Source organism: Streptomyces sp. NPDC088553 (assembly GCF_044752965.1).
In the GTDB taxonomy this organism is placed as follows: domain Bacteria; phylum Actinomycetota; class Actinomycetes; order Streptomycetales; family Streptomycetaceae; genus Streptomyces.
Genome location: NZ_JBIVMG010000003.1, coordinates 529,807 through 553,860 on the forward strand (window position 1 = coordinate 529,807; position 24,054 = coordinate 553,860).

At 73.1% G+C, this 24,054-nt stretch carries 19 protein-coding genes and 1 tRNA gene; 8 read left to right on the plus strand and 12 right to left on the minus strand.

The features are described 5' to 3' along the window. Window positions 1-219: 219 nt before the first annotated feature. Window positions 220-1,044 (minus strand): class I SAM-dependent methyltransferase, encoded by an 825-nt coding sequence (locus ACIP8Z_RS11695; protein ID WP_402081798.1) that lies wholly within the window; start codon window positions 1,042-1,044, stop codon window positions 220-222. Window positions 1,045-1,552: 508 nt separating this feature from the next. Here ACIP8Z_RS11695 and ACIP8Z_RS11700 point away from each other — a divergent pair. Further along, window positions 1,553-2,767: a glycoside hydrolase family 64 protein gene (locus ACIP8Z_RS11700; RefSeq protein ID WP_402081801.1), complete on the plus strand. Its 1,215-nt coding sequence runs from the start codon at window positions 1,553-1,555 to the stop codon at window positions 2,765-2,767. A gap of 106 nt (window positions 2,768-2,873) precedes the next feature. Here the strand turns inward: ACIP8Z_RS11700 and ACIP8Z_RS11705 are convergent, their stop codons facing one another. Next, window positions 2,874-3,620 carry an SDR family oxidoreductase gene (locus tag ACIP8Z_RS11705; protein ID WP_402081803.1) on the minus strand — a complete coding sequence of 249 codons (747 nt, stop codon included), beginning with the start codon at window positions 3,618-3,620 and terminating at the stop codon, window positions 2,874-2,876. 110 nt (window positions 3,621-3,730) lie between these two features. On the opposite strand from ACIP8Z_RS11705, the gene ACIP8Z_RS11710 reads away from it, so the two are divergent. The 6 genes from ACIP8Z_RS11710 (at window position 3,731) to ACIP8Z_RS11735 (ending at window position 12,501) form a co-directional block, all read left to right on the plus strand. Then, window positions 3,731-4,258: an RrF2 family transcriptional regulator gene (locus ACIP8Z_RS11710; RefSeq protein WP_402081805.1), complete on the plus strand. Its 528-nt coding sequence runs from the start codon at window positions 3,731-3,733 to the stop codon at window positions 4,256-4,258. A gap of 642 nt (window positions 4,259-4,900) precedes the next feature. Continuing rightward, entirely contained in the window at window positions 4,901-8,182 is a 3,282-nt protein-coding gene (locus ACIP8Z_RS11715) for a S8 family peptidase (RefSeq protein WP_402081807.1), read from the plus strand. Window positions 8,183-8,390: 208 nt separating this feature from the next. Beyond that, window positions 8,391-9,344, plus strand: a complete 954-nt coding sequence (locus tag ACIP8Z_RS11720; RefSeq protein WP_402081809.1) for an alpha/beta hydrolase — start codon at window positions 8,391-8,393, stop codon at window positions 9,342-9,344. Then, window positions 9,337-10,503 carry an acyltransferase gene (locus tag ACIP8Z_RS11725; RefSeq protein ID WP_402081811.1) on the plus strand — a complete coding sequence of 389 codons (1,167 nt, stop codon included), beginning with the start codon at window positions 9,337-9,339 and terminating at the stop codon, window positions 10,501-10,503. The genes ACIP8Z_RS11720 and ACIP8Z_RS11725 overlap by 8 nt, the downstream gene beginning before the upstream one ends. Next, window positions 10,496-11,827 (plus strand): sensor histidine kinase, encoded by a 1,332-nt coding sequence (locus ACIP8Z_RS11730; RefSeq protein WP_402081814.1) that lies wholly within the window; start codon window positions 10,496-10,498, stop codon window positions 11,825-11,827. Before ACIP8Z_RS11725 ends, ACIP8Z_RS11730 begins: the two co-directional genes overlap by 8 nt. Next, complete coding sequence (locus ACIP8Z_RS11735) at window positions 11,824-12,501, plus strand: response regulator (RefSeq protein ID WP_402081816.1); 678 nt, start codon at window positions 11,824-11,826, stop codon at window positions 12,499-12,501. Before ACIP8Z_RS11730 ends, ACIP8Z_RS11735 begins: the two co-directional genes overlap by 4 nt. Window positions 12,502-12,510: 9 nt before the next feature. Here the strand turns inward: ACIP8Z_RS11735 and ACIP8Z_RS11740 are convergent, their stop codons facing one another. The 3 genes from ACIP8Z_RS11740 to ACIP8Z_RS11750 all read right to left on the minus strand — a co-directional run bounded on the left by ACIP8Z_RS11740 (window position 12,511) and on the right by ACIP8Z_RS11750 (window position 16,969). Continuing rightward, entirely contained in the window at window positions 12,511-13,284 is a 774-nt protein-coding gene (locus ACIP8Z_RS11740) for a LuxR C-terminal-related transcriptional regulator (RefSeq protein WP_402081819.1), read from the minus strand. Between the two features lie 31 nt (window positions 13,285-13,315). After that, on the minus strand, window positions 13,316-15,028 hold the full coding sequence (locus ACIP8Z_RS11745) for an amidohydrolase (protein WP_402081821.1): 1,713 nt from the start codon (window positions 15,026-15,028) through the stop codon (window positions 13,316-13,318). A 246-nt stretch (window positions 15,029-15,274) separates the two neighbouring features. Continuing rightward, entirely contained in the window at window positions 15,275-16,969 is a 1,695-nt protein-coding gene (locus ACIP8Z_RS11750; RefSeq protein ID WP_402081824.1) for a serine protease, read from the minus strand. A gap of 125 nt (window positions 16,970-17,094) precedes the next feature. Between ACIP8Z_RS11750 and ACIP8Z_RS11755 the strand changes: the two genes are divergently transcribed. Next, window positions 17,095-18,174, plus strand: a complete 1,080-nt coding sequence (locus ACIP8Z_RS11755) for a hypothetical protein (RefSeq protein ID WP_402081826.1) — start codon at window positions 17,095-17,097, stop codon at window positions 18,172-18,174. Between the two features lie 217 nt (window positions 18,175-18,391). Here the strand turns inward: ACIP8Z_RS11755 and ACIP8Z_RS11760 are convergent. The 7 genes from ACIP8Z_RS11760 to ACIP8Z_RS11790 all read right to left on the minus strand — a co-directional run bounded on the left by ACIP8Z_RS11760 (window position 18,392) and on the right by ACIP8Z_RS11790 (window position 24,048). Beyond that, window positions 18,392-18,465, minus strand: a tRNA-Pro gene (locus ACIP8Z_RS11760). 161 nt (window positions 18,466-18,626) lie between these two features. Beyond that, on the minus strand, window positions 18,627-19,208 hold the full coding sequence (locus tag ACIP8Z_RS11765; RefSeq protein ID WP_402081828.1) for a GAF domain-containing protein: 582 nt from the start codon (window positions 19,206-19,208) through the stop codon (window positions 18,627-18,629). Continuing rightward, entirely contained in the window at window positions 19,205-19,828 is a 624-nt protein-coding gene (locus ACIP8Z_RS11770; protein WP_402081830.1) for a GTP-binding protein, read from the minus strand. The genes ACIP8Z_RS11765 and ACIP8Z_RS11770 overlap by 4 nt, the downstream gene beginning before the upstream one ends. After that, window positions 19,806-20,177 carry a DUF742 domain-containing protein gene (locus tag ACIP8Z_RS11775; protein ID WP_402081832.1) on the minus strand — a complete coding sequence of 124 codons (372 nt, stop codon included), beginning with the start codon at window positions 20,175-20,177 and terminating at the stop codon, window positions 19,806-19,808. The genes ACIP8Z_RS11770 and ACIP8Z_RS11775 overlap by 23 nt, the downstream gene beginning before the upstream one ends. Before the next feature lie 2 nt (window positions 20,178-20,179). Beyond that, the gene (locus tag ACIP8Z_RS11780) at window positions 20,180-20,614 is read right to left on the minus strand and encodes a roadblock/LC7 domain-containing protein (RefSeq protein ID WP_041132185.1); all 435 of its coding nucleotides are present in this window, start codon (window positions 20,612-20,614) and stop codon (window positions 20,180-20,182) included. Window positions 20,615-20,619: 5 nt separating this feature from the next. Continuing rightward, complete coding sequence (locus ACIP8Z_RS11785) at window positions 20,620-22,350, minus strand: sensor histidine kinase (protein ID WP_402081836.1); 1,731 nt, start codon at window positions 22,348-22,350, stop codon at window positions 20,620-20,622. 390 nt (window positions 22,351-22,740) lie between these two features. Then, entirely contained in the window at window positions 22,741-24,048 is a 1,308-nt protein-coding gene (locus tag ACIP8Z_RS11790; RefSeq protein ID WP_402081839.1) for an MBL fold metallo-hydrolase, read from the minus strand. Between the last annotated feature and the right edge of the window lie 6 nt (window positions 24,049-24,054).

The following is a 24,054-nucleotide window of genomic DNA, read 5'->3' on the forward strand; positions in this document are numbered from 1 at the left end:
GGACGGCCGGAGGCGACGGTGCGGGAGTCCCGCACCGTCGTCGCAGGGACGGGAGTCGATGTCCTGGTCGAGCCCGGAGCAGGGGTGCGGGTGGGTGCGGGGTGCCAGGCCGATGCACGGACGGCGGGGGCGGCCGATCCGCCGGGGCGGCCCACCCGAGTGCCGCCCCCCACCTGGGTGTTCACCCTCCGGGCGGCGTCGGCCGCGGCGGACCGGCGGTTACGGGCTCTCCCCCGGTTTCCGGCCCCAGGCCGTCAGCATGCCTGCCGACAGCGCGGCGCATTCGTCGGATCCCAGGTACCGGATCGCCGCGTCGACAGCCGCGTCGTCGACCAGACCGGTCGCCCGCATCGGCGCCCTGCTCCGCTCCCACGTGTCCGCCCAGAAACGGCTGATCGGGCTCCCCGCCAGCAGCGGCGGCACATGGATCTCGGCGGCCACGGGCACGAGGCCCGCGCCGCGGAGCAGCCGCGGATACGACGGCACCCAGGAGACGTCGGTGCCGATGGTCTCCCTCAGCGCCTGCCACATCGCCCGCATCACTGTGGTGTACGGAGTGCCGGGTGCCCGGTCGCTCGTCAGGTCCACCGCGTCGCTCAGCACCAACACACCGCCCGGTTCGACGAGTTCGGCGAGCCGACTGATCACCCGGTCACGCTCGGGCAGGTGCATGAGCACGAAGCGCGCGTGGACGAGCCGGAACCGTCCGGGGTCGAAGTCCGGGTCGGTGACGTCCGCCTCGATGACGTCGAGGCCGCTCACAGGACGCTCGACGAGAAAACGTACATCGCGGTCGACGGCGAGCACGCCCGTCACCCCGGCCTCGTCGAGCAGCCGACGGGAGACGGTGCCCGTGCCGGCGCCCACGTCGAGACACCGCCACCCCGGACCGACCCCGAGCGCCCTGAATCGCGCCATGGTGATGTCGTCGTAGGCCAGCGCGCCGAAGTCGATGCGCTCGTCCTCGCCCGCCCGTTCGGGAGGGAAGACGGCCTCGCCGTAACGGCCTTCACCCGCCGCGTCCCCGCGCGGGGCGGCGGTCACGCCGGCACCGGGGCCGCGGGGCGGGCGCCTGCCGTGACGCGCTCCGGCGCCCGGTCGGCGAGGCACGGGAACAGCGGGTCCTCGAACAGTGTCATGACCGGATCCCTTCAGGTGGCGGGGCGGTTCCGGGCGGCCGGGGAGCGTCGCCCGCGGCCGACCGCCCTCCTGGACACCGACACCACCGACACCGCGGCCACCTCCCGTCGATCCTCCACGGACCGCCGCCCCCGCGGCCGAGGCGCGCCGCACCTGCCCGCCGATCGGGCGCCTCGAACCCGCCCCGAGCCCACCCCGGAACCCGCCTCGGACTCTCCACGAGCCCACCCCGGAACCCGCCCCGAGCCACCCCGCCCGGCACGGAAGCCACACCGCCCGACCCCCAACCATTGACAGGTCCATCTCACTCTCACCATTCTGAGAGCGCTCTCAAGCCGCTCACGACCCAAGGACCCACCCGCCCACCCACGGATTCCCCCCACACGGAGTCCCCACCTCCGAGGAGCCCCACGTGTCCGCACACCGCAGGCGCAGGTACAGCCGCGCCGCCCTCGTCCCCCTGGCCGCCGCCGCGTTGATCGGCACCGTCGTCACCGTCGCCGGCCCGTCCCACACCGTCCAGGCCGCCGTCCCCGCGACCATTCCGCTCACCTTCACGAACAACTCCGGCCGTGGCGAGCAGGTCTACGTCTACAACCTCGGCACCGAGCTCTCGACGGGGCGGCAGGGCTGGGCCGACGCGAACGGCACCTTCCACCCCTGGCCGGCCGGGGGTTCCGTCCCCGTTCCCGCGCCGGACGCCGCCATCGCCGGTCCTGGCAACGGCGGGTCGATGACGATCCGGCTGCCGAAGTTCTCGGGCCGGATCTACTTCAGTTACGGGCAGAAGCTGGTGTTCAAGGTGGCGACGGGCGGCCTCGTCCAGCCCGCGGTCCAGAACCCGAGCGACCCCAACAGGAACATCCTCTTCAACTGGTCCGAGTACACGCTCAACGACGCGGGCCTCTGGATCAACAGCACCCAGGTCGACATGGTCTCGGCGCCCTACGCGGTCGGCGTGAAGCGCCCCGACGGCACCGTCGCGAACACGGGCCGCCTCAAGCCCGGCGGCTACCGGGGCTTCTACGACGCCCTGCGCGGCCAGCCCGGCGGCTGGGCCAACCTGATCCAGACCCGCGCCGACGGCACCGTGCTGCGCGCCCTGGCCCCGGGCCACGGCATCGAGGCCGGCGCGCTGCCCTCGGGGGTGATGAGCGACTACATCAACCGCGTCTGGACCAAGTACGCCTCGTCGACACTGACCGTGACGCCGTTCGCGAACCAGCCCTCCGTGAAGTACTTCGGCCGGGTCTCGGGAAACGTCATGAACTTCACCAACACGTCCGGCGCCGTCGTCACCTCGTTCCAGAAGCCCGACTCCGACAGCGTCTTCGGCTGCTACAAGCACCTCGACGCCCCCAACGACCAGGTGCGCGGCCCCATCTCCCGTACGCTCTGCGCGGGTTACAACCGCTCCACCCTGCTGACGAACCCGAACCAGCCGGACACGTCCTCGGCCGACTTCTACAAGGACGCGGTGACCAACCACTACTCCCGCAAGATCCACGCCCAGATGGCCGACGGCAAGGCGTACGGCTTCGCCTTCGACGACGTCGGCGCGCACGAGTCACTGGTGCACGACGGCAACCCGCAGCAGGCGTACGTCACGCTCGACCCGTTCAACTAGCCCCACCGAACCGGGAAGCGCCGCCCCGTGGAACCGCCGACCCGCCGGCCCCACCGGCGGGTCGGCGGGATCGACCCCTCGGCAGGGCGACGGACGGCGGAGGCGGTCAGCCGGCGAGGGAGGCGCTCAGCCACTCGCGGTAGCGGGTGGGGGCCAGGCGCGCGCCGGGCCCGGGGGTGAGGACGTCGCCGCGGACGGCGGCGAACATGCCCGCCCGGTCGTCGACGACGACGGGGCGGTCGTCACCCCGGGCGGCCAGGGTGATCCGGCCGATCTCGTCCAGCGCGAGGGCGTCGGGTCCGGCGACGTCCAGCGTGCCGTTCAGCGGCTCCCCGACGGCGACGTCGGCGAGGGCGGCGGCCACGTCCGCGGACGCGATCGGCTGCAGCGGGGTGACGGGGAGACGGACTTCGCCGTCGGTCGCCGTCCAGGCCATCACGGCGTCCATGAACTCGAAGAACTGGGTGGCGCGGACGATCGAGTACGGGGTGGGGCCGTCGCGCAGCAGGTCCTCCTGGAGCACCTTGGCCCGGTAGTAGTCCAGGTCGGGGACCTGGTCCACGCCGACGATCGACAGCGCGACCTGGTGGCGTACGCCCGCCCGCTCGCCCGCGCCGAGCAGGTTGCTCACGGTGGTGCGGAAGAAGTCGAGAGACTGGTCGTCGAAGGTCGGGGAGTTGCTGACGTTGATGACCGTGTGGGCGCCGGCGAGCGCCTCGTCCAGGCCGGCGCCGGTGAGCAGGTCGACCCCCGAGGAGAGGGAGGCCGCGACCACGTCGTGGCCGGCCTTCTGGAGGAGGGCGACGACCTGGGAGCCGATGAGGCCGGTGCCGCCGATGACGGTGATCTTCATGGTGTGCCTTCCTTCGTGGACCCGGCGGGGCCCCTGGAGCGCAAACTCGGATACCCGATGTCCGAGATAATACTCGGATAGCATGTGTCCGAGTCAAACGGGGAGGCGACATGAAACTGTCCGGTGGTGTGGAGTGGGCGCTCCACTGCTGTGTGGTGCTCACGGCCGCGAGCCGACCGGTGCCGGCGGCCCGCCTCGCGCAGCTGCACGACGTGTCGCCGAGCTATCTGGCCAAGCAGATGCAGGCACTGTCGCGGGCCGGTCTGGTGCGCTCCGTCCAGGGGAAGACCGGCGGATACGTGCTGACCAGAGAGGCCGCCGAGATCACCCTGCTCGACGTCGTACAGGCCGTCGACGGGCCGGATCCGGCGTTCGTCTGCACCGAGATCCGGCAGCGCGGACCACTGGCGACCCCACCGGAGAAATGCACGAGGGCCTGCCCCGTCGCCCGCGCGATGGGCGCCGCGGAAGCCGCCTGGAGGGCCTCGCTGGCGGGCACCACGATCGCCGACCTCGTCACGACGGTGGAGGGCGAGAGCGGGCCGGAGGCGCTCCCGGGAATCGGCTCCTGGCTGACGGCCGGCACGGACGCGGCCGCGGGCGTGGACGCACCGGGCACGGACACACCCCGGACCTGAGGCGAAGGCCACGACCTCACCGCCCTGCTGAGGTCACGGTCCCCCCGCCCTCCGCCCCGGCCCGCACACGCGGGCCCGACGGGTGACATCTGCGCGGGTCGACGGCACCTCCGCCGCCCCGTGGGTACGCCACGGCCCTTGCTCCCGCCACGAGTTCAGCCCCTTCCCGCTTCCGGTCCCGCGCCGCCGGGCCGGGTCCCCCGCCCCGCCGATTCGGGTTCCCGCACCCCGGGGGCAGGCCCTCCCCCAGGGTGCGGATACGGCCAAGGGGAAGGACGGGCTCCGACCGTGCGCGCGGCGGTGCCCGGAAGCTCGGCGGGGACTGCGATGCGGAGGGTCCGGGGGCGCCGGTGTCGCACAAGGATCGCCCGGTCGTCACGGTGCCGTCACGGAGCCGTCGTGGCCCCATCGAACTCGGGGCCGCCCGGATGGCCGGAAACCACGCAGCTCGATCCCCCACGCCCGCCCCGCCGTTGATCAGCTCACATACTGCGCTGACCGGTTGGCGGGCGTCGTCGCGTCCCGGCCGGAACCGACCACTCGACCTCATCCCAAGCTCCTGGGGGAGACTTGCGCGCACATGTGAAGAGAGCAGGCGCCTTCACCATCGCAGCGGCCACATCCGTGGCCCTGGTAGCAGGCATGACCGGCCCCGCGACGGCCACACCCGACACCCCGCGCCCCGGCGGCGACCAGCGGATCCCGCTCGTCACCGGCGACCGCGTGGTGGTGAACGCCAAGGGCCGGATGGTGGGCTTCGAAGCCGCCCGAGGCCGTGAGCACATACCCGTACAGGTCCAGCGCATCAACGACCGCACCCTGGTCGTGCCCAGCGACGCGCAGCCGCTGATAGCAGCCGGACGGCTGGACCAGCGGCTCTTCGACCTCGATGTGCTCACCGACGCGCGGCTGCGCGAGAGCCATCGGGACGGGCTCAAACTGATCGTGCGGTACGAGGGGAGCGCCGGTGCCGCACGGGCCGAGGTGCGCGCGGCCGGCGACACCCAGTTGCGGCGGACGTTCCCGACGCTCGACGCCGACGCGATCCGTACCTCCCCGGACGACGTCGCCCAGGTGTGGGACGCGCTGACCGACCGGCGGAGCAGCGGCCTGCGGGCCACCGCCTCCGGCATCGGCACGGTGTGGCTGGACGGGGTGCGGTCCGCGAGCCTGGACCGGAGCGTCCGGCAGATCGGCGCCGACAAGGCGTGGGAGTCCGGGTACGACGGCACGGGCGTCAAGATCGCCGTCCTCGACACCGGCGTCGACAAGACCCATGACGACCTCAGCTCCCAGGTCGTCGGCGAGAAGAACTTCTCCGCCTCCCCCGACGCCGTGGACCGCGTCGGACACGGCACCCACGTCGCCTCGATCGCCGCGGGCACGGGCGCCAAGTCCGGCGGCCGGTTCAAGGGCGTCGCCCCCGGCGCCAAGGTGATCAGCGGCAAGGTCCTCGACGACAACGGCTTCGGTGACGACTCCGCCGTCCTCGCCGGCATGGAGTGGGCCGCCGCCGAGGGCGCGGACGTGGTCAACCTCAGCCTCGGCGGCCCCGACAGCCCCGGCGTCGACCCGCTGGAGGCGGCGGTCGACCGGCTGTCCGCCGAGAAGGGCATCCTGTTCGCGATAGCCGCGGGCAACGAGGGCGAGGGCGGAGCCTCGACGATCGGCTCGCCCGGCAGCGCGGACGCCGCGCTGACCGTCGGCGCCGTCGACAAGGACGACCGTCTCGCGGCCTTCTCCAGCACCGGCCCGCGCGTCGGTGACGGCGCCGTCAAGCCGGACGTGACCGCGCCCGGCGTGGCCATCGCCGCGGCCGCCGCGGCGGGCAGCGCGATCGACACCCGCCCCGGCACCCCGCACCCCGCTCCGGGGTATCTGCAGATCGACGGCACCTCCATGGCCACCCCGCATGTCGCGGGCGCGGCGGCGATCCTGAAGCAGCGTCACCCGGAGTGGAAGTCCACCGAGCTGAAGGGCGCGCTGACCGCGTCCGCCAAGGGCGGTGCCTACACCGCCTTCCAGCAGGGCTCCGGCCGCGTCCAGGTCGACAAGGCGCTGGCCCAGAGCGTCATCGCCGATCCGGTCTCGCTGGACTTCGGCACGGCGCGGTGGCCGCACGCCGACGACCGGCCCCTCACCCGGAAGGTCGCCTACCGCAACCTCGGGACCACGGACGTCACCCTCGACCTGTCGGTGGCGACGCTCGACCCGAAGGGCAGGCCGGCCCCGGCCGGGTTCTTCACGCTCGGCGCCGACCAGGTGACCGTGCCCGCCGGCGGCCGGGCCGAGGTCGACCTGACCGCCGACACCCGGATCGGTGACGCCGACGGCAGCTACTCGGGTCACGTCACCGCCACCGCCGCGGGCCAGTCCGTCCGTACGGCCGCGGTGGCCGTCCGCGAGGCGGAGTCGTACGACGTCACGCTCCGGGCCGTCGGCCGCGACGGCGCCGACGCCCAGAACTTCCACAGCACGCTGATCGGCGTCTCCGGCGCGGCCGCCGGCTTCGAGACCCGTATCGACAACGAACCGGGCAGCCACACCGTCCGGGTCCCCAAGGGCACGTACACCTTCAACACGGCCGTCTACCAGGACCCGTCGGACTACACCAAGGGCACCGACTGGATCGCCCAGCCGAGGCTGGAGGTCTCCGGCGACACCACCGTCACCGCCGACGCGCGCACCACCAGGCCGGTGGACCTCACCGTGCCCGGCATCGACGCGGTGGACTACGGCGGCACGTACTACGAGCTCGGCGGCACCGACATCGGCCGCGTCGGCAACGGCTGGGTCCTCCGGAGCTTCGCCGGGTTCCGTACCGCCCACCTGGGTCCGGCCGTCACCGACGGCTCGCTGCTGCAGACCTGGGACGCCCACTTCCTCAAGGACGCCACCAGCCAGTACTCGGTGGCCTTCGGCGGCAGGACGAACAGGGTCTCGACCGGCTACACCAAGCACGTGAAGGCGAACGAGCTGGCCACGCTCAAGGTCGGCCTGGGTGCCTCCGCCCCCGGGAAGTCCGCCCTCGCCTCCCCCTTCGCCCACATCCCGGGCGCCCCGGAGGGCAACGGCTTCTCCGACCCGCAGCCGACGCCGGGCACGCGCACCTTCTACGTCTCCACGGCCGACGGCGTCGAGTGGGTCACCAAGTTCGAGCAGGCGGGCGAGCCCGACGCGTGGGGCTACCCGGCCTTCGAGGGCAGCTGGGAGATGGTCCGGCCGAAGCGCTACGAGGCCGGCCGGACGTACCGCGAGACGTTCGGCACGGGGGTCTTCGGCCCGCTCCTCGGCGGGAACGCGGGCGTGTTCCGCACCGCTCCCGACCCGGCGACGGGCGAGCAGCAACTCGTCGGCTCGCTGCCGCTGTTCGCCGACGGCAAGGGTCACTCGGGGTACTCCCCGTACACCTCGGCCACGTCGACGCTGTACCGCGACGGCGTCAAGGTCGCCGAGAACGACGACCCGCTGACCGGCGCGCGGCCCTTCACGGTCGACGGCTCCGACGCCGAGTACCGGCTGGTGACCTCCGTGGAGCGCTCGGCGCGGCTCGCCGGCGCCTCGACGCGGGTCGAGACCGGCTTCACGTTCCGTTCGAGGGAGGTCTCGGCCACCACCGCGCTGCCGGTGTCCACGGTCCGCTTCGCCGCGCCCGTCGACCTCGCCTCGCGCGCCCCGGAGCACGCTCCGGTCGTCGTCCCGGTGACCGTGCAGGGATCCGCGGCCGGGAAGAACCTCACGTCCCTTGAGATCTCGGCGAGTTACGACAACGGGAAGACCTGGCAGCGCGTGCCGGTCCGGAACGGCGCGATCTCCGTGAAGAGTCCCGCGAAGGACAGCGGGATCTCGCTCTCCGCCGTGGTCAAGGACAAGCAGGGCAACACGTCGACGCTGACCCTCCACAACGCGTGGCTCGGCAAGTGATCCTGCCCCGTTAGACGTTCGACCGTCCGCATCCCGCACGGCGTCACCACCCCCGGGTGGTGACGCCGTGCGGCCGTGATGGCCCCGTACCCGTAGTACTCCAGAGCTACGCGACAGGTGTCCCCCCTGGCGGGACGTCGACGACCCCCCGTGATCCGTAGGTTCGGCACCGGATTCGAGAAACACCCCGGTACGGAAGGACCACGCCATGGCGTCCCGCCCGCGCAGCCGCCGCCTGCGCCGCACCCTGCTCGCCGCCCTCGTCGCCTCCTCGGTGGCGGTGCCCACCGCGGGCGCGGCCGGTCCGGCCGCCGTGCCCGCGCCCGTCCCCGCCCCGCTCGCCCCCCTCTCGCTCGCCGCGCCCGGCGAACTCGCCGCACGGTACGCCGCCAACCGTTCCGCCGTCCTCGCCGCGGAGGTCATCGCCGACGCCCACGGCGACCACGGACGCGCCGCCACCCTGCGGGCCATGGCAGGGGAGGACCACCGGCTCCTCTCCTTCGACGGCCGGGACGGCGGCCGCAGCGTCGAGGTGTTCGGCGACCTCACCGGCGCCACCCGGATAGCCGTCCTCGTGCCCGGCTCCGACACCCGGCTCGACAGCCACCGCTTCCGGTCCGGAGCCGCCGCGCTGCAACGCGAACTGGGCCGCGGGACAGCCGTCCTGGCCTGGCTCGGCTACCGGACCCCCGCCACCCTCAGCGCCGCCGCGACGACCCCCGGTCGCGCCGAGGAGGCCGCCCCGCTCCTCGCCTCCTTCGTCCGCGAAGTGGCCACCGCCGCACCGCGGGCCCGTCTGACGCTGCTGTGCCACTCGTACGGCTCCGTCGTCTGCGCCGAGGCCGCGGGCCGTCTCCCCGTCGCCGCCCTCGTGCTCTACGGCAGCCCCGGCACCGGCGCCGGGCGCGCCGCCGACCTCGGCACCACGGCCACCGTCTGGGCCGGCCGCGGCGAGGACGACTGGATCGCCCATGTCCCCCACGTCCGCGTCCCCCTTGCGTACGGGGAACTCGGCTTCGGCACCGACCCCGTCGCCCCGGAATTCGGCGCCCGGATCTTCGACGCCGGCACCGGCGGCCACAGCGACTACCTCCGCCCAGGCTCCGTGTCCCTGCGGAACATGGCCCGGATCGTCGCGGGACGGGATCCGGCCGATGCGTGACCTCGCCCGCAGGATCGACGCCGCCACCCCGCCCGACCGCGACCGCTCCCTCGACGCCCTGCGCGCCCTCGCCATCCTCGGCGTGGTCCTCGGACACTGGCTCGTCACGGCCCTGATCATCGACAGCGGCACCTTGCGGGCCGTCAGCCCGCTGAGCCGACTGCCCGAGTTCACCCCGGTCTCCTGGGTGTTCCAGACGCTGGCCGTCTTCTTCCTGGTCGGCGGACGGGTCGCCGCCACGAGCCACGCCGCCGCCCTCGCCCAGGGCACGTTCTACCGCGACTGGCTGGCCGCGCGCCTCGGCCGGCTGTTCCGGCCCGTGGCCGTCGTCCTCGCCGTGTGGGCCGCCGCGGCGCTCGCGATGACCGTGGGCGGGGTGCCCTGGCAGACCGTGCGCACGCTCGGCACGCTCGTCCTCTCCCCGCTCTGGTTCCTGCTGGTCCTCACCGCCCTCACGGCGGCGACGCCGCTGGTCGCCAGGGTGCACCCGCTGTGGCCGCTCGCGGTCGTCCTGCACGTCGACGTGATCCGCTTCGGCCTCGGCGGGCCCGGATGGCTCGGCTGGACGAACGTGGCGGCCGGCTGGCTCGTTCCGTACTGCCTCGGCGCCCTGTGGGCCCGGCACGGCGTCAGGGAACGGCCCGTCGGATGGATCCTGCTGACCCTGGGCGCGTCGGCCACTGTCCTGCTCGTCGTCCTCGCCGGCTATCCCGCGTCCATGGTCGGCGTGCCCGGCGCGGCCGTCTCCAACCTCAACCCGCCCACGCTCGCCGCCGTCACCTTCGGCGTCGCCCAGTGCGGCGCGGCGTTCCTCCTCGTCGGCCCGCTGCGCCGGACCCTGGGCAGGCCCGCCGTCTGGGCGGCCGTGGCCCTCCTCAACCTCGGTGCCATGACGGTCTTCCTGTGGCACCAGACCGCGATGATGGCCGTCACGATGCTGGGCCTCCTCGCCGGCGGACCGACCGGACACGGTCCGCTGACCGGTCTGCACACCGTCCCCGACGGCTACGACTGGGTCCTCGCACGGCTGGCCTGGCTGCCCGTGTTCGGGCTCGCGCTGCTCGTGTGCGTCGCCGTCTTCCGTACGTACGAAGCGGGCGGCCACCGTCCGTCCCGGGCGCGGCGCCCCGCCGCGAGAAAGCAGGTGCGGCGTGCATAGGGTGGACCTGACCGGCGAGGGGGAACGGGTGGGGGACGGTTACGGGCATGCGCTGAGCGCTGCCCTGCGCAGGGCACCGGGCACGCTGCGCCGCGGCCTGTGGACGACGGCCCGCGACCCGCTGCCCCGTCAGACCTGGTTCGGCTGGCTCCCGCACGGACATCTCGTGCTGCTCGCCGTCTCCGCGGGCGTGGCCAAGATGGCCGAGTACAGCACGGCGATGACCGACCTCACCGCCCCGGTCAAGCTCCTCGTCATCCTCCAGGCCGCCTCCCTCGTCCTCGCCCTGAGCCGACCGGTGCCGGCCTGGTGGCTGTCGACGCTCAGCCTGTTCCTGACCGCCGAGGTCACCGACGCGACCGTCGGCCCCGACCTGCTCTGGCCCTGGAGCGTCTGGGGCATCGTCGTGCACACCTTCGTGATGCTGCTCCTCGCGCTGCGCGTGCACCCTCTCGTCACCGCCGTCACACTGCTGCTCACCGTGCTCTCCGGCCTTGGCAACGCGGCCGTGCCCACGGACTTCGCGCACAACGAGGACCTGGCCGGCGGCACGCTCGCCTTCGCGATCGCGGCCGTGGTCGGCGCCTCCCTGCGGCTGAGCCGGGTGGCCCGGAACAAACTGGTCGAACAGGAGGTCCTCACCGCCGAGGAGCGGGCCATGCGCACCGTCCTGGAGGAGCGCGGACGGATCGCCCGCGAACTCCACGACGTCGTCGCCCACCACATGTCCGTGATCTCCATCCAGGCGCAGGTGGCCCCGCACCTCGTCGAGAACCCCTCCGCGGAACTCCGGGAGAACCTGGCGGGCATCCGCCAGAACGCGGTCGAGGCGCTGACCGAACTGCGCCGCGTCCTCGGCGTCCTGCGCGCGGAGGACCCGGCGGCCGACTCCGTGCGGCACTCCCCGCAGCCCACCCTCGACCGGCTCGACGAGCTGCTCGACAACGTCCGTGCCGCCGGCCTGTCCGTCGACAGCGCCACCAGTGGAGAACCCCGCCGGCTCTCGCCGGGCGTCGAGCTGTCCGCGTACCGCATCGTCCAGGAGGCGCTCAGCAACGCGATGCGGCACGCGCCGGGAGCCCCGGTGCGGGTGGAGACCGGCTACCTGACCACCGGACTCACCCTCCGCATCGCCAACGCGCCGGCCACGCGCCCCGTCGACCCCGCCACCCTCCCGCTGTCGCCGGGACTCGGCCACGGCCTGCTCGGCATGCGGGAACGCACCGCCATGCTGGGCGGCGAGCTGGTCGCCGGACCGACCACGGACGGCGGCTTCGAGGTGACCGCCACCCTGCCCCTCGACACCCCCAAGGACGGCCCATGACCAGCGGCACCATCCGCGTCCTCATCGCGGACGACCAGATGATGGTCAGACAGGGGTTCACAGTGCTGCTCAACGCCGAACCCGGCATCGAGGTCGTCGGCCAGGCGGTGGACGGCGCCGACGCGGTGGCCAAGGTCGCGGAACTCTCGCCCGACGTCGTCCTGATGGACATCCGCATGCCAGGCACCGGCGGCATCGAGGCCACCCGCGTCCTCACCGCGGCCGCCGGCTCCAGCGTGAAGGTCCTCGTCCTGACCACCTTCGACCTCGACGAGTACGTCTACGAGGCCCTGCGGGCCGGCGCCTCGGGATTCCTCCTGAAGGACGCCTCCGCCGACGAACTCGCCGAGGCGGTGAGGGTGGTGGCGCGGGGCGACGCCCTGCTCGCCCCGGACCTCACCAAACGCCTGATCGCGGAGTTCTCACGGCTCAGCGCCACCCCGCGCAGCCCCCTGAAGGACCGCGTCGGGATGCTGACGGAACGGGAGACCGAGGTCCTGGCCCTCATCGCCCAGGGCCTGTCGAACGCGGAGATAGCAGCCTGTCTCGTCGTGGCCGAACAGACCGTCAAGACCCATGTGAGCCGCATCCTGGTCAAGCTGGGGCTGCGCGACCGCACCCAGGCGGCCGTCTACGCCTTCGACAGTGGCCTCGTCCGCCCGGCCGGCCACTGAGCACGCGCGTCAGCACGAGGGTTCGATGCCCCAGGCGGCGGCGCGGGCGGCGGCGGCCGCGCGGTTGGGGAGGTCGAGCTTGGCGAGAATGTGCTCGATGTGCGTACCCACGGTGCGCGGGGTGATGTACAGCCGTTCGGCGATCTCCCGGTTGGTGCGGCCGGTGGTCAGTTCGGCGAGCACCTGGAGTTCCCGCGGCGAGAGCCCGCCCGGCCGCCGGGCGCCCGGGGCGGGGTCGGGGGCGGCGGCCTTCTCGGGCGCCGGGCACGCGCGGGGGTCGACGGCAGCGGACAGGGCCTCGGTGAGCAGGGTGACCACGGCGCGCGCCGGGTCGGTGGTGCGCACCGGCGCACGGGTGCTGACGTTCAGCATGCCGACGTACCGGCCGTCGGCGGCGAAGAGGCACTGGGCCACGCCGTCCTCGATCCCGAGGGGGCTCAGCACCTCCTGGAACCCCGGCGACGCCGCCAGGAGCCGCCGGGGGACGTCCCTCAGCCAGAGCCCGCCCCGGTCAGGGCCGCGGAGAACGGGGAACACCGGGTCGTGGTGGAGGCGGGTCTCGATGTAGGCGGTGGCGTCGTCGGGGTAGGTCCCGGCCAGGGTGGTGTGGCGGCGGCGCAGCGGATCCCACCGGGCCAGGGAGGCGTGGTCGTACGCCATCACCTCGGACAGCGCCGCCAGGACCGTGTCGACGCCGGTCGCGCCGGTCGTGGCGCTCCTGGCCGCCTCACGGACGTGGACGGCCGCGTCCAGGATGTCCGCCGTGCTCCGCTCCGCTGCCATCCCCCCAGGATGATCATGTGCCCGGAATACGTCAATCGCGCAGCGTGTCGTGCACGACACGCCCGTCCATGACGGTGAGGAGGACGGGCATCTCCGGGATGTCGTGGGGGTCGGCCGTGAGCAGGTCACCGTCGAGCACGCACAGGTCGGCGGCCTTGCCCGGCTCCAGGGAGCCCTTCCAGTCGTCGGCGAAGTCCTGCCAGGCCGCGTCGATCGTGTACGTACGGATCGCCTCGGCCAGGCCGATGCGCTGCTCGGGACCGCTGACGCGGCCGGTGGCCTTCGACTCGCGCAGCATCATGGTGGCGACGCCCTGGCGCCAGTCCGGGTACGTGACGGGGGCGTCGGACCCGCTCGCGACCCGTACACCGGCGTCGAGCGCGTCCCGGTAGGGCCAGGCGTACGCGGCGCGCCCGGTGCCGACGAACTCCTCCTCCATGTCGGCGACGGTCCACTTGATGGTGGGGTTCATGTTGACGCCGAAGTCGTGCGCGGCGAGGAGCTTCATGCTGTGCGCGGTGAGGAAGTCGCCGTGGATGACGTAGTGACGGGCGTCGGCCCGCGGGTGCTCGGTCACGGCTGCGGCGAAGGCTTCCGCGACGGTGTCGCCGGCCCGGTCGCCGGTGACGTGGACGCCCAGCTGGTACCCGGCGGCGTGGGCGTGCCGGATCATGGCGCCGATCTCGGCGATCCGGTCGTCGTCGGTCTCGCCGCCGACACAGAGGGAGCCGCAGCCGCCGCCCACGTACGGCTCGTGCATCCAGGCCGTCCTGTTGGGGACGATGCCGTCGCCGAAGATCTTGACGCCGTGGATCGCGAGGAGCCGCGGATCGGCGTCGCCGGAGGCTCCGGTGTCGGAGAGAGCGGTGAGGCCGCGGACGAACTCCTCGGCGGTGCTCGCCATTCCGGTGGGCAGGAGGAGGACGCCGACGCGGGCGGTCAGTTCGCCGTCGGCGTGCAGGCGCCGGTAGACGTCGAGGGTCTCCCCGCCGAGCGCGCCCCGCATGATGCCGTCGCCGCCGGGGCCGAGCCCGGGCTCGGTGTAGCTGGTCACACCGAGCCGGGCGAGCGTGGCGAGGGTCGACCTGATCGCGTCGGTCCGCTCCTGCCGACCGAGCGCGGGCAGCGCGTTCTGGACGAGGGCCTGGGCGCCCTCGTGGAGCAGCCCGGTCGGCTCGCCGGTCTCGTCCGCGACGATGGCCCCGCCGGGTGGCGCGACGGTGTGCCGGTCGATCCCGATGAGCTCCAGCGCCTTGGAGTTGACCCAGGTGGCGTGGCCGGAGAAGGAGTACAGGACGACGGGGTGGTCCGGGCTCACGGCGTCGAGGTCGTGCAGCGAGGGCTGCCGCGACGGGTCGGCGACGCACTCGTCGAGGTAGCCGGTGTCCCAGCCGTGCCCCGTGATCCACTGCCCGGCCGGCACCCGCCCGACGGCCTCCCGGACCACGCCGGCCACGTCGGCGAGGGAGGAGACGGCGGGGTGGGCGACGTCGAGGGAGAGCGGTGGCGTCGCCATGCCGAAGGCGCATCCGTGCAGATGGGAATCGTTGATCCCGGGAAGCAGGGTCGCCCCCCGCAGGTCGACGACGCGGGTGTCGGGTCCGACGAACGGCGCCACGTCCTCCCGCCCGCCGACGGCGCTGATGACCCCGCCGGTCACCGCCAGGGCCGAGGCGACGGAGAACTCCGCGTCGACCGTGACCACCCGGCCGTCGAGAAACACCAGGTCCGCATACGTGTCCACAGAAGGTCCTTTCACACACCGGGCGCACGACGGCACCCGCAAACGATCTCCCGAGGACTATGTCCGCGCCCCCGCACCCGGCACATCGGTCATCCCACCGATACGCGCCGCTCGTCGGGACAGGCTGCTGCCCGACCGGCTCCGCCGGCTGCCCCGGAAGCCGACGAGCCCCGTCCCACAGGTCACGGGTCACGACGGGCCCTGGCCGCCGGCGCCCCTGGTCTCCGGCGGCCGGGAAGCCCGGCGTCAGCGCGCCCCGGTGGCGGCCCGCGTGACGTACGCGTCGATGTGGGTCTGGGTGAGGGTGTTGCCGTGCGCGTCCGTCAGCTCCGCGCGCAGGGACACCGCCTTGCCGGGCCCCGGCGTCGTCACCGTGATCCGTCCGCCGGTCACCGCGGCCCGCGTCCACGTGGCGCCCCGGTCCGTCGACACGGACACGGTCAGCGACCGCACTCCCGACCGTCGGGCCGCGCCCTCCACCGTCACCGCCACCCGGCTCGTGGTGTGCGCCGGGGCGGTGCCGTCGAGCGCGACGTCGGGGCCGAAGCGTACGGCGCTCAGCGGGAGGTCGGTGGCGGTGGCCGTCGCCGCGGAGGTGAACGTCCACGCCGCCGTGACGCTCCCGCGCGAACGCGTCGCGCTCGCCGTCAGCCGGTAGGCGGCCCGCCCCGCCGGCACCGTGAACGAGGCGTGCCCCGGCCTCTCGCCGCGGCGGGTCCCGACCAGCGCGCCGTTGCGATGCAGCGTGACGGTCGACGCGGTGAACAGGGGTGAGGACGGCGCGTGGCCCTCTCCGTCGGCGAGCAGCGGCACCGCCAGGTCCAGGGTGTCACCGGTGCGCTGCGCGAGGGGCCGGGCGCCGTGCGAGGAGTCCAGGGCCGGGCCGAGGACCGGGGTGTCGAAGGTGTGCACCGTGGTCGAGCCGGGCGTGAACGACTGCGAGAGGACGAAGTAGTTGTTGGAGGGCGCCTCCGGTTCGGACGGCGAGCCGTACACGAGGTCCCAGGCGCCGCGCTCGGGCGTGAAGAGGAACGTCCCACTGGTACCCGCCGGCACCGGCAGCCCCAGCGCCGGGGAGGCGCCCGCCGACGGCGCGAAGGAGACGAGGGCCGTTCCCCCGCCGGACGCGGGTCCCCCCGCGCGCACCACCAGCGTGGCCAGGTCGCCGGGCGCCGGGTGCCGGACCAGACCGGACAGCGCCCGCTCGCCCCGGAAGGCGTAGCCGAGGGCGCAGACGCCGCCCGGCCGCCTCCAGTACATGTCCACCCAGGTCCGCACGGCCCCGCGCTCGGCGTCCGGCCCCAGGTGCGCCACCCGCAGGTCCAGCGACATCGACATCAGGTTCGCGAACCCGGTGACCCCCTCGTACGTCACCTCGGCGAACGCCCCGGTCTGCTCGTACCTGGCGTCGGCGACCGGCGGCCGGATGTCCACCGGGCGCGCGACCCGGGCGTCGAGCACGAGGGTCATGTCGCGGTCGATGTCCAGCCGCGGCTGGACGAGCCAGTCGTTCCCCCAGTTCTCCTCCCCCACCGGCCTGGTGGACAGGGTGGAGTCGAGCATGTACCGCCCGGCGGGCACCTGGACGGTGACGGTGCTGGGCGACTTCTTCAGCTCCCGACCGGTGCCGGCGTCGGGCCCGGACAGGGCGGTCAGCAGGGTGCGGTAGTCGGTGGTCGGCGCGCCGTCGCGGCCCAGGTGGACGAGGGTCAGCGCATACGTGCCGGAGGCGCCGCTCGTCCGCCGCCCGGCGGGCGCGGCGTGGGCCGCGGCGGCCGGGAGGCAGACCGCGGCGGTACCGGCGACCGTCGCGACGCCGAGCCCGCGCAGCACGGCCCGGCGCGACGCCGTCCGGGCGGGGACGGCCGGGAGGGACGGGAGGGACGGGAGGGACGGGACGGATGAGACGGAGGAGGGAGAGTGCATCCAGTTGACGTTCATGATCTGCACTGGGCCGGCCCGCCCCCGAGTTCCCGTGAGCCGGGTCACATCGACGCCCGGAGAAACCCGCCGACCACGTCCGAACCGGCATATGGCATCGTTGCCGAACCGCCATGGAGGACCGCATGACCCGCACCACACCCCCGCGACCCGTCGATGTCGAAGCCGTTTTCCCCGCCCTCTCCGCCCACCGGCGTACGGCCACGCGCCTGCATCCCCGCCACGGCGTGGCGAAAGCGGAGGAGAATTCACTGGCGGGACCGCTGTTGTGGCCGGCCGACGAGCCCTGGCCGGTGTGCACCGCGGTGCACCCCAAGGGCACAGGCCATCGGCTGGACGACGTACGGCTCAAGCGGCGCATCCTCGCGGCGGCGAGAGGACGCGACTTCTCCGACGAGGAGCGGAGCGTCCTCGACACCATCGCCCGGGGACAGCACGCCCCGGATCTCCGGGACGAGGATCCTCTCCCGCTGCTGGCCGTCGCCCAGCTGTACACGCGGGACATCCCCGACCTCGTCGGCCCGGTAGGCCACGACCTGCTCCAGGTGTTCTGGTGCCCGTTCGAGGTCCACGGACCCGACCGCACCATCGACGTCGTGCTGAGGTGGCGGCGCTCGCAGGAAGTCGGCGAGGTCCTGACGCACCAGCCCGAGCCCCCGGTGGCGGGCCGCGAGGAGTGCGTGCCCACCCAGTGCGTCCTGCACCCCGAACAGGTCATCGAGCACGAGTATCTGGGCCTGCTGGGCGAAGAACTCCAGGACGCCATCGCGGACTGGGAGGAGGGCCTGCTGGACGAGGACGACGAGGACGCCTACGACTCCTCCGAGCCGCAGAGCTACGACACCTACGAGGAGTACGAAGCCGCGATGGCCCGGGCGCGGGCGGAGGAGGAGTACGAGGTCGACTACATGGGCGACCTGTCCATCGCCCCGGGATGGAAGGTGGGCGGCTTCGCCTCCTGGCACCTCACCGATCCCGCACCGGTCGACTGCGCGGTCTGCGGCACACCGATGCCTCCCCTGCTCACGGTCGACAAGGGGGAATGCGACGGCGGTTCGAGGAGCTGGCTTCCGCTCGAGGATCGCGATGCGACCGACGACCCGGACGCGATCGACCCGGTCGGCGTCCACCTCGGCCGCGGCTTGATGCGCATTCACACCTGCCCCTCCGACCCGAGGCACCCGCAGCGGCTCAGCTTCCAGTAGGCGCCACGGCACCCGCCGGCGGCACGTGTACGACGTCCCCGAGACCGTGAAGTCCTGACCTGGTCGAGACAGCCGTGCACCGGCCGGCGCCCCTCGACCGGCTCAAGGCGCGCTTTCGCCCCGGTCACAGTGCGCCGGTCCCCAAGCGGTCCCCGAAACGGGTCAGGGGCCGTTTCAGATCTCTCTGAAACGGCCCCTGACCTGCAACTCTTTCGAGTCGGGACGACAGGATTTGAACCTGCGACCCCTTGACCCCCAGTCAAGTGCGCTACCAAGCTGCGCCACGTCCCGCTGCCCGTCTGACCTGGGGTTTCCCCGGCTGGACGCGCAAGAGAACAATAGCGCACTTTCCCCGGTGGTCACGAACCCTTTCCCGGCACCACGGAGACCGTGCACGCCAGAAGCGGAACGCTCACTCTCCGTGACATGCTCCGACGCCGACGTCGTGGTGGTCAGAGCACGCCGTTGTCGCGACGGCTGATCCGCCCCATCAGCTCGGCCGCCATCGCCTTGATCGTCTCGAGCCCGGCGCGTCCCCACGGCCGGACGTCGGTGTCGACCACGCAGACGGTGCCGAGCGCGACACCGGTGCGGTCCATCAGCGGCGCGCCCATGGAGGAGCGGATGCCGATCTCGTCCACGACCGGGTTCCCCGCGAAGCGCGGGTAGTCGCGGACGTCCTCCAGGACGAGCGCCCTGCGGCGCACCACGACGTGCGGACAGTAGCCGTGATCGCGGGCCATGAAGCGGCCGACGCCGCCGGCGCCCACGGCACTCGCGGCTCTCGCGCCCAGGTCGCCGCCCGAGTGGGTGCCCTCGGGCGTGTGCAGCCCGGCGAAGAACTGCCGGTTCTCGTCGATGAAGTTGACCATCGAGAACGGGGCTCCGGTCACGTCCGCGACCCGGTGGGCGAACTCGTCGAACGCCTGCTCCGGCCGCTCCCCGAGACCGAGTTCACGCAGCCGCCGCACACGGGCCGGCGCGTCCTTGTCGATGGGGGTCAACAGGAGGTGCCCGGTGGGGTCGTACGTCATGGCGTGGCTCCGTGGACCGACGCGGCGGCCGGGATGGTGGTGAGCAGATGCTGGACGAGGGTCAGCAGGGTGCGGATGCCGGAGCTGGCGAGCCGGGCGTCGCAGAGGACGACCGGCACCTCCGGCCCGAGGTCGAGCGCGGCCCGTACCTCGTCCGGCTCGTAGCGGAAGGCGCCGTCGAACTCGTTGACCGCCACGACGAACCGGATGCCCCGCCGCTCGAAGAAGTCCACGGCGGGGAAGCACTCCTGGAGCCGACGGGTGTCGGCCAGGACCACCGCCCCGAGCACGCCCTCGCAGAGTTCGTCCCACATGAACCAGAAGCGTTCCTGGCCGGGGGTGCCGAAGAGATAGAGGACATGGCGGTCGTCGAGGGTGATGCGGCCGAAGTCCATGGCCACGGTGGTCGTGGTCTTGGATTCCACGCCCTCCAGGCTGTCGGTGGCGACGCTGACCGAGGTCAGCAGTTCTTCGGTGCTGAGCGGTTCGATCTCGCTGACCGCGCCCACGAGCGTCGTCTTGCCCACGCCGAAGCCGCCCGCCACGAGGATCTTGACGGCGGTGGGGAGCGGGTCGGTCGTGAATCCGTCGTGGCGCTCAGAGCCGTTGTCGTAGGCCATCGAGCACTGCCTCCAGCAAGGAACGGTCGGTCGGGTTGGCGTGGAAGCGGGGAGCGCGGGCGGTGAGCGCCCCGCAGTCCACGAGGTCGGAGAGCAGGACCTTGGTGACCACGGCGGGAAGCCGCAGGTGCGCCGCGATCTCGGCCACCGAGGTGGGCCCGGAGCACAGCCCGAGGGCCATGCCGTGCTCCGGACCCAGGTGGGCCTGGGGTGACGCTCCGGTCGCCATCACCATGGACAGCAGGTCCAGTGCGGTGGTCGGCCTGGTCCGGCCACCGCTGACGGTGTACGGACGGATCAGCCGGCCGGCCGCGTCGTCGAGCCAGGGCCCTTCCTGCGGGGTCGTCACGTTCACTGGCCGAGGCCGCCCACCGCTCCGGCTGCCTGCCGGGCGGGGGTGACCAGGTACGGCCGGACGCTCTTGACGAGCATCGCCATCTCGTATCCGAGGACCGCTGCGTCCGCCTCGCGGCCGGCGAGCACCGCCAGACAGGTGCCGGAGCCCGCCGTGGACACGAACAGGAGGGTGGAGTCGAGCTCCACGACCACCTGCCGCACCTCGCCGCCGTCGCCGAACCGGGCGCCGGCGCTGCGGCCGAGCGAGTACAGGCCGGAGGCGAGGGCCGCCATGTGGTCGGCGGCGTCGGGGTCGAGGCCGTGGACGGATTTCACGAGGCCGTCGGAGGAGAGCAGAACGGCGTTGCGGGTGTAGGGGACCCGCTGGACGAGGCCGCTCAGCAGCCAGTCGAGGTCCGAGGAATGGCCGGTCGGCACATTGCTCGCCATGGTGTCTACTCCTTGTGCGCGTCGCCTGGACGCAGCGGTTCATGGGGGGCGGGCTGGGACTCGGCGAGGCCGATGCCGCGCTGGAACGCGGCCATCAGGCCGGGGTCGTGCAGGACGTGTTCCTCGGGCCTGCGGGCCACCGGTTCGTCGCGCAGCTGCGGGACGATGTGTTCCTGGGCGCGCCGCTTGGGGAGCACGGGCCGGGCGTTGGCCGCGGGCGCCTGGGGAAGCGGCGAGAGGAAGGGGGCCGGCGGGCCCGGGGGTTCGGTGGTGGCCGTCGTGCTCATGGTCGCGGGCGCGGGCGCCTGGGGGTGGGCCGGTGCCGGGGCGGCCATGGGTGCCGTCAGGGGAGCCGGGGCGGGGACCGCGGGCGCGGGCTGCGACGGCACGTCCGACGGTTCCGTCGGCTGGGGCCGCACCGGGCTCGGCGGGACCGCGGAGGATCCGGGGGGCGCGGCGGCCTGGTGCTCGTGCGGGGCGAGACCCTCGGGCTCGGCTCCGAGGAGGCTCTGCGGGAGGACGAGGACGGCCTGGACGCCGCCGTAGATGTTGGACTGGAGTCGTACGGCGATGCCGTGGCGGCGGGCGAGGGCCGAGACGACGAAGAGTCCGATGCGGCCGTCCTGGAGCAGACGCGCGACGTTGACCTGGTCGGGGTCGGCGAGCAGGGCGTTCATCTTCTCCTGCTCGCCGACGGGCATGCCGAGGCCGCGGTCCTCGACCTCGATCGCGAGCCCGGCCGTGACGCACTGGGCGCGGAGCAGCACCGTGGTGTGCGGTGCGGAGAACTGCGTGGCGTTCTCGACGAGTTCGGCGAGGAGGTGGATGACGTCGGCCACGGCGTGGCCCCGGAGCGCACCGTCGATCGGCGGGACGAGCTTGACCCGGGGGTACTGCTCGACCTCGGCGATGGAGGAGCGCAGCACCTCGGTGATGGTGACCGGGTTCGACCACTGGCGGCGGGAGATGGCGCCGCCGAGCACGGCGAGGTTCTCGGCGTGCCGGCGGATGCGGGTGGCCAGGTGGTCGACGTGGAACAGGCCCTTGAGCAGCTCCGGGTCCTCGACCTCGTTCTCCAGCTCGTCGAGGAGCTGGATCTCGCGGTGGACCAGGGACTGCAGGCGCCGGGCGAGGTTGACGAAGACCTCGACCTTCTGTTCGTTCCCGACGCTACTGGAGAGCCTGGACGCCTGCACGACGGCTTCCACGGCCACCTCGTGAGAGCGCGTCAGCTCCTGGGCAAGCAGGTCGAACTCGTCGCCGGAGGCGGTGCCGGCCGGTGGGGCGGGGCGGGGTGGAAGACCCTCTCCCTTGCGCAACTGTTCGACGATCGTCCGCAGTTCGCTCTGGCCGCGGGCACTGCTGCGGCGCAGGGCGTTGCAGCGGTCGAGGACCGTCTTGGCGGCTCGGTCCGCGCCGAGCGCGGCGGCCGTCACGGCGGCCACCGTGATCGCGGCGGCGCCGGTGAGCGCGGCCCAGAGGCCGGGCGTCGGGGTGGCGCCGGTGGAGCGGAGGGTGAAGAGCACGGCCGCGGCCCCGCCGAGTGCCACCGCGACGGCGGGAAGCACGGAGGTGCGGAGGAGTTGGGGGCGTAAACGGGCTTCCATGGTGTGCGACGCGGGGGGCTGCGCCGGGGGGCTGCCACCGGTGCCGGGGGCCGGGCGGGCGCCTGACCGGCCGTGCCGCCCGCCCTCGCGTCGGTCGGACCGCGAGGCGGGTGCGCGAAGTTGAGACATGAGTGTCCTTGGTACGTACGTGCCCAGGAATCGGCGTACTGCGGGGTGCGCTACGGGTGGGGACTACGGGGGTACTGCAAGGGTTGGTTCACGGGGTGTGTGACGTGTGTGCGAAGAGCCTACCGATGATCACCGACCACACACTGTAATCGTCAACCGTTCATGTGCGGTGCGCAGTTGGCAAACTTACCCGCAGACCGGCCCGCTCTGGTATCGCTCCCAGAACGACAGGCCGAGAAGCTTCGGCCGAAACTCGCCGTCGCGGCGGGGAAGGGGCGTCGAGCACGGGAACGGAGGAGGGCGGAGGCGTTCCACGCCTCCGCCCTCTGCGGAAATCGTCCCCGACCGGAATCCCGGGAGGGGTGCGGACCGCCCGGTCCGCTCGCGGCCTCAGGGGGTCCGTGCCGCCTCAGGGGCACCCCGGCCGGTGTCCGTGCCGGGTTCACCGGAGGTCCGTCCCGCGTTCGCGCCGGTGTTCGCTTCCGTGTTTGCGTCCGCGTTCGCGTCCGTTTTCCCGTGCGACACACCGCCGAGCCGACCGTCACCGTCGGTGAGATCCGGCGCCGCCCAGCCGCCGGAGGGGACGCGGGCGACCGGACGCCACCAGGGGCTGTCGGGCACGCGCTCGGCGCCCGGCTCGAAGGGCTCGCCCGGGATGGGCAGGGCGATCCGCTGGGCGGCCCCGGCGGCGGCCTCGACGGTGCCCTCCCCCGGTTCGGCCCACGGGTGCGGGGCGAGGTTGAAGGTGCCCCAGTGGATCGGCAGCATCACCCCGGCGGGGCCGCCGCCCTGGAGGTCCAGATGCGCCCGCATGCCCTCGGCGGGGGTCATGTGGATGTCGGTCCAGAACTCCGAGTAGGCGCCGATCTGGATCATGGTGGCGTCGAAGGGGCCGTGGGCCGCGCCGATGTCCTTGAAACCGGAGAAGTACCCGGTGTCGCCGCTGTGGAAGATCCGGTGGGAGGGGCCCGTCACGACCCAGGAGGCCCAGAGCGTCATCTGCCGGTTGCGCAGTCCGCGGCCGCAGAAGTGCCGGGCCGGGGTGGCCGTGAGTCGCAGCTCGCCGATCTCGGTGGACTCGTTCCAGTCCAGCTCGCGCAGCCGGGAGGCGGGCACCCCCCACCGCTCCAGGTGGGCGCCGACGCCCAGCGGCACCGCGAAGACGGTGTCGGTGGTGGCGAGCGCCTTGATCGTCGGCAGGTCGAGGTGGTCGTAGTGGTCGTGCGAGATCACGACGACGTCGACCGGGCCGAGGGCGGCGAGCGGCGCGGGCACCGGGTGGAGCCGCTTGGGGCCGGCGAAGGGGAAGGGGGAGCAGCGCTCGCCCCAGACCGGGTCGAAGAGCACCCGGTGGCCGTCGATCTCGGCGAGGACGCCGGAGTGCCCCATCCAGGTCAGGCGCAGCCCGGTGGCCGGGGGCCTGGCCAGGTCGGCGACCGTGGTGGGGTGGACCGGGATCGTGCCGGTGGGGGCGCGGCGCGAACGGCCTTCCTTGTCGAAGTAGATCTTGGCGAACTCGACACTGGAGCCCGAGGGGCCGCGTCGGGCGGGTTCGGGGTTCTGGAAGATCCCGTCCGCGAAGTTCGGCGAGCGGTGGATGCGGGCGAGGCGCTCACCCGTGGGGTCCGCGCCGAAGGACTCGGGGCGCAGCGCGCGCAGCCGGGCCCGTGGCGAGCGGTCGGAGCCGGTACCGGTCACAGGACC

Bases quoted from the DNA above. Each gene is read 5' to 3' on its own strand.
- ACIP8Z_RS11705 (WP_402081803.1), bottom strand. From the start codon at position 3,620: ATGAAGATCACCGTCATCGGCGGCACCGGCCTCATCGGCTCCCAGGTC.
- ACIP8Z_RS11710 (WP_402081805.1), top strand. From the start codon at position 3,731: ATGAAACTGTCCGGTGGTGTGGAGTGGGCGCTCCACTGCTGTGTGGTG.
- ACIP8Z_RS11715 (WP_402081807.1), top strand. From the start codon at position 4,901: ATGACCGGCCCCGCGACGGCCACACCCGACACCCCGCGCCCCGGCGGC.
- ACIP8Z_RS11720 (WP_402081809.1), top strand. From the start codon at position 8,391: ATGGCGTCCCGCCCGCGCAGCCGCCGCCTGCGCCGCACCCTGCTCGCC.
- ACIP8Z_RS11725 (WP_402081811.1), top strand. From the start codon at position 9,337: ATGCGTGACCTCGCCCGCAGGATCGACGCCGCCACCCCGCCCGACCGC.
- ACIP8Z_RS11735 (WP_402081816.1), top strand. From the start codon at position 11,824: ATGACCAGCGGCACCATCCGCGTCCTCATCGCGGACGACCAGATGATG.
- ACIP8Z_RS11740 (WP_402081819.1), bottom strand. From the start codon at position 13,284: ATGGCAGCGGAGCGGAGCACGGCGGACATCCTGGACGCGGCCGTCCAC.
- ACIP8Z_RS11750 (WP_402081824.1), bottom strand. From the start codon at position 16,969: ATGAACGTCAACTGGATGCACTCTCCCTCCTCCGTCTCATCCGTCCCG.
- ACIP8Z_RS11755 (WP_402081826.1), top strand. From the start codon at position 17,095: ATGACCCGCACCACACCCCCGCGACCCGTCGATGTCGAAGCCGTTTTC.
- ACIP8Z_RS11765 (WP_402081828.1), bottom strand. From the start codon at position 19,208: ATGACGTACGACCCCACCGGGCACCTCCTGTTGACCCCCATCGACAAG.
- ACIP8Z_RS11770 (WP_402081830.1), bottom strand. From the start codon at position 19,828: ATGGCCTACGACAACGGCTCTGAGCGCCACGACGGATTCACGACCGAC.
- ACIP8Z_RS11780 (WP_041132185.1), bottom strand. From the start codon at position 20,614: ATGGCGAGCAATGTGCCGACCGGCCATTCCTCGGACCTCGACTGGCTG.
- ACIP8Z_RS11785 (WP_402081836.1), bottom strand. From the start codon at position 22,350: ATGTCTCAACTTCGCGCACCCGCCTCGCGGTCCGACCGACGCGAGGGC.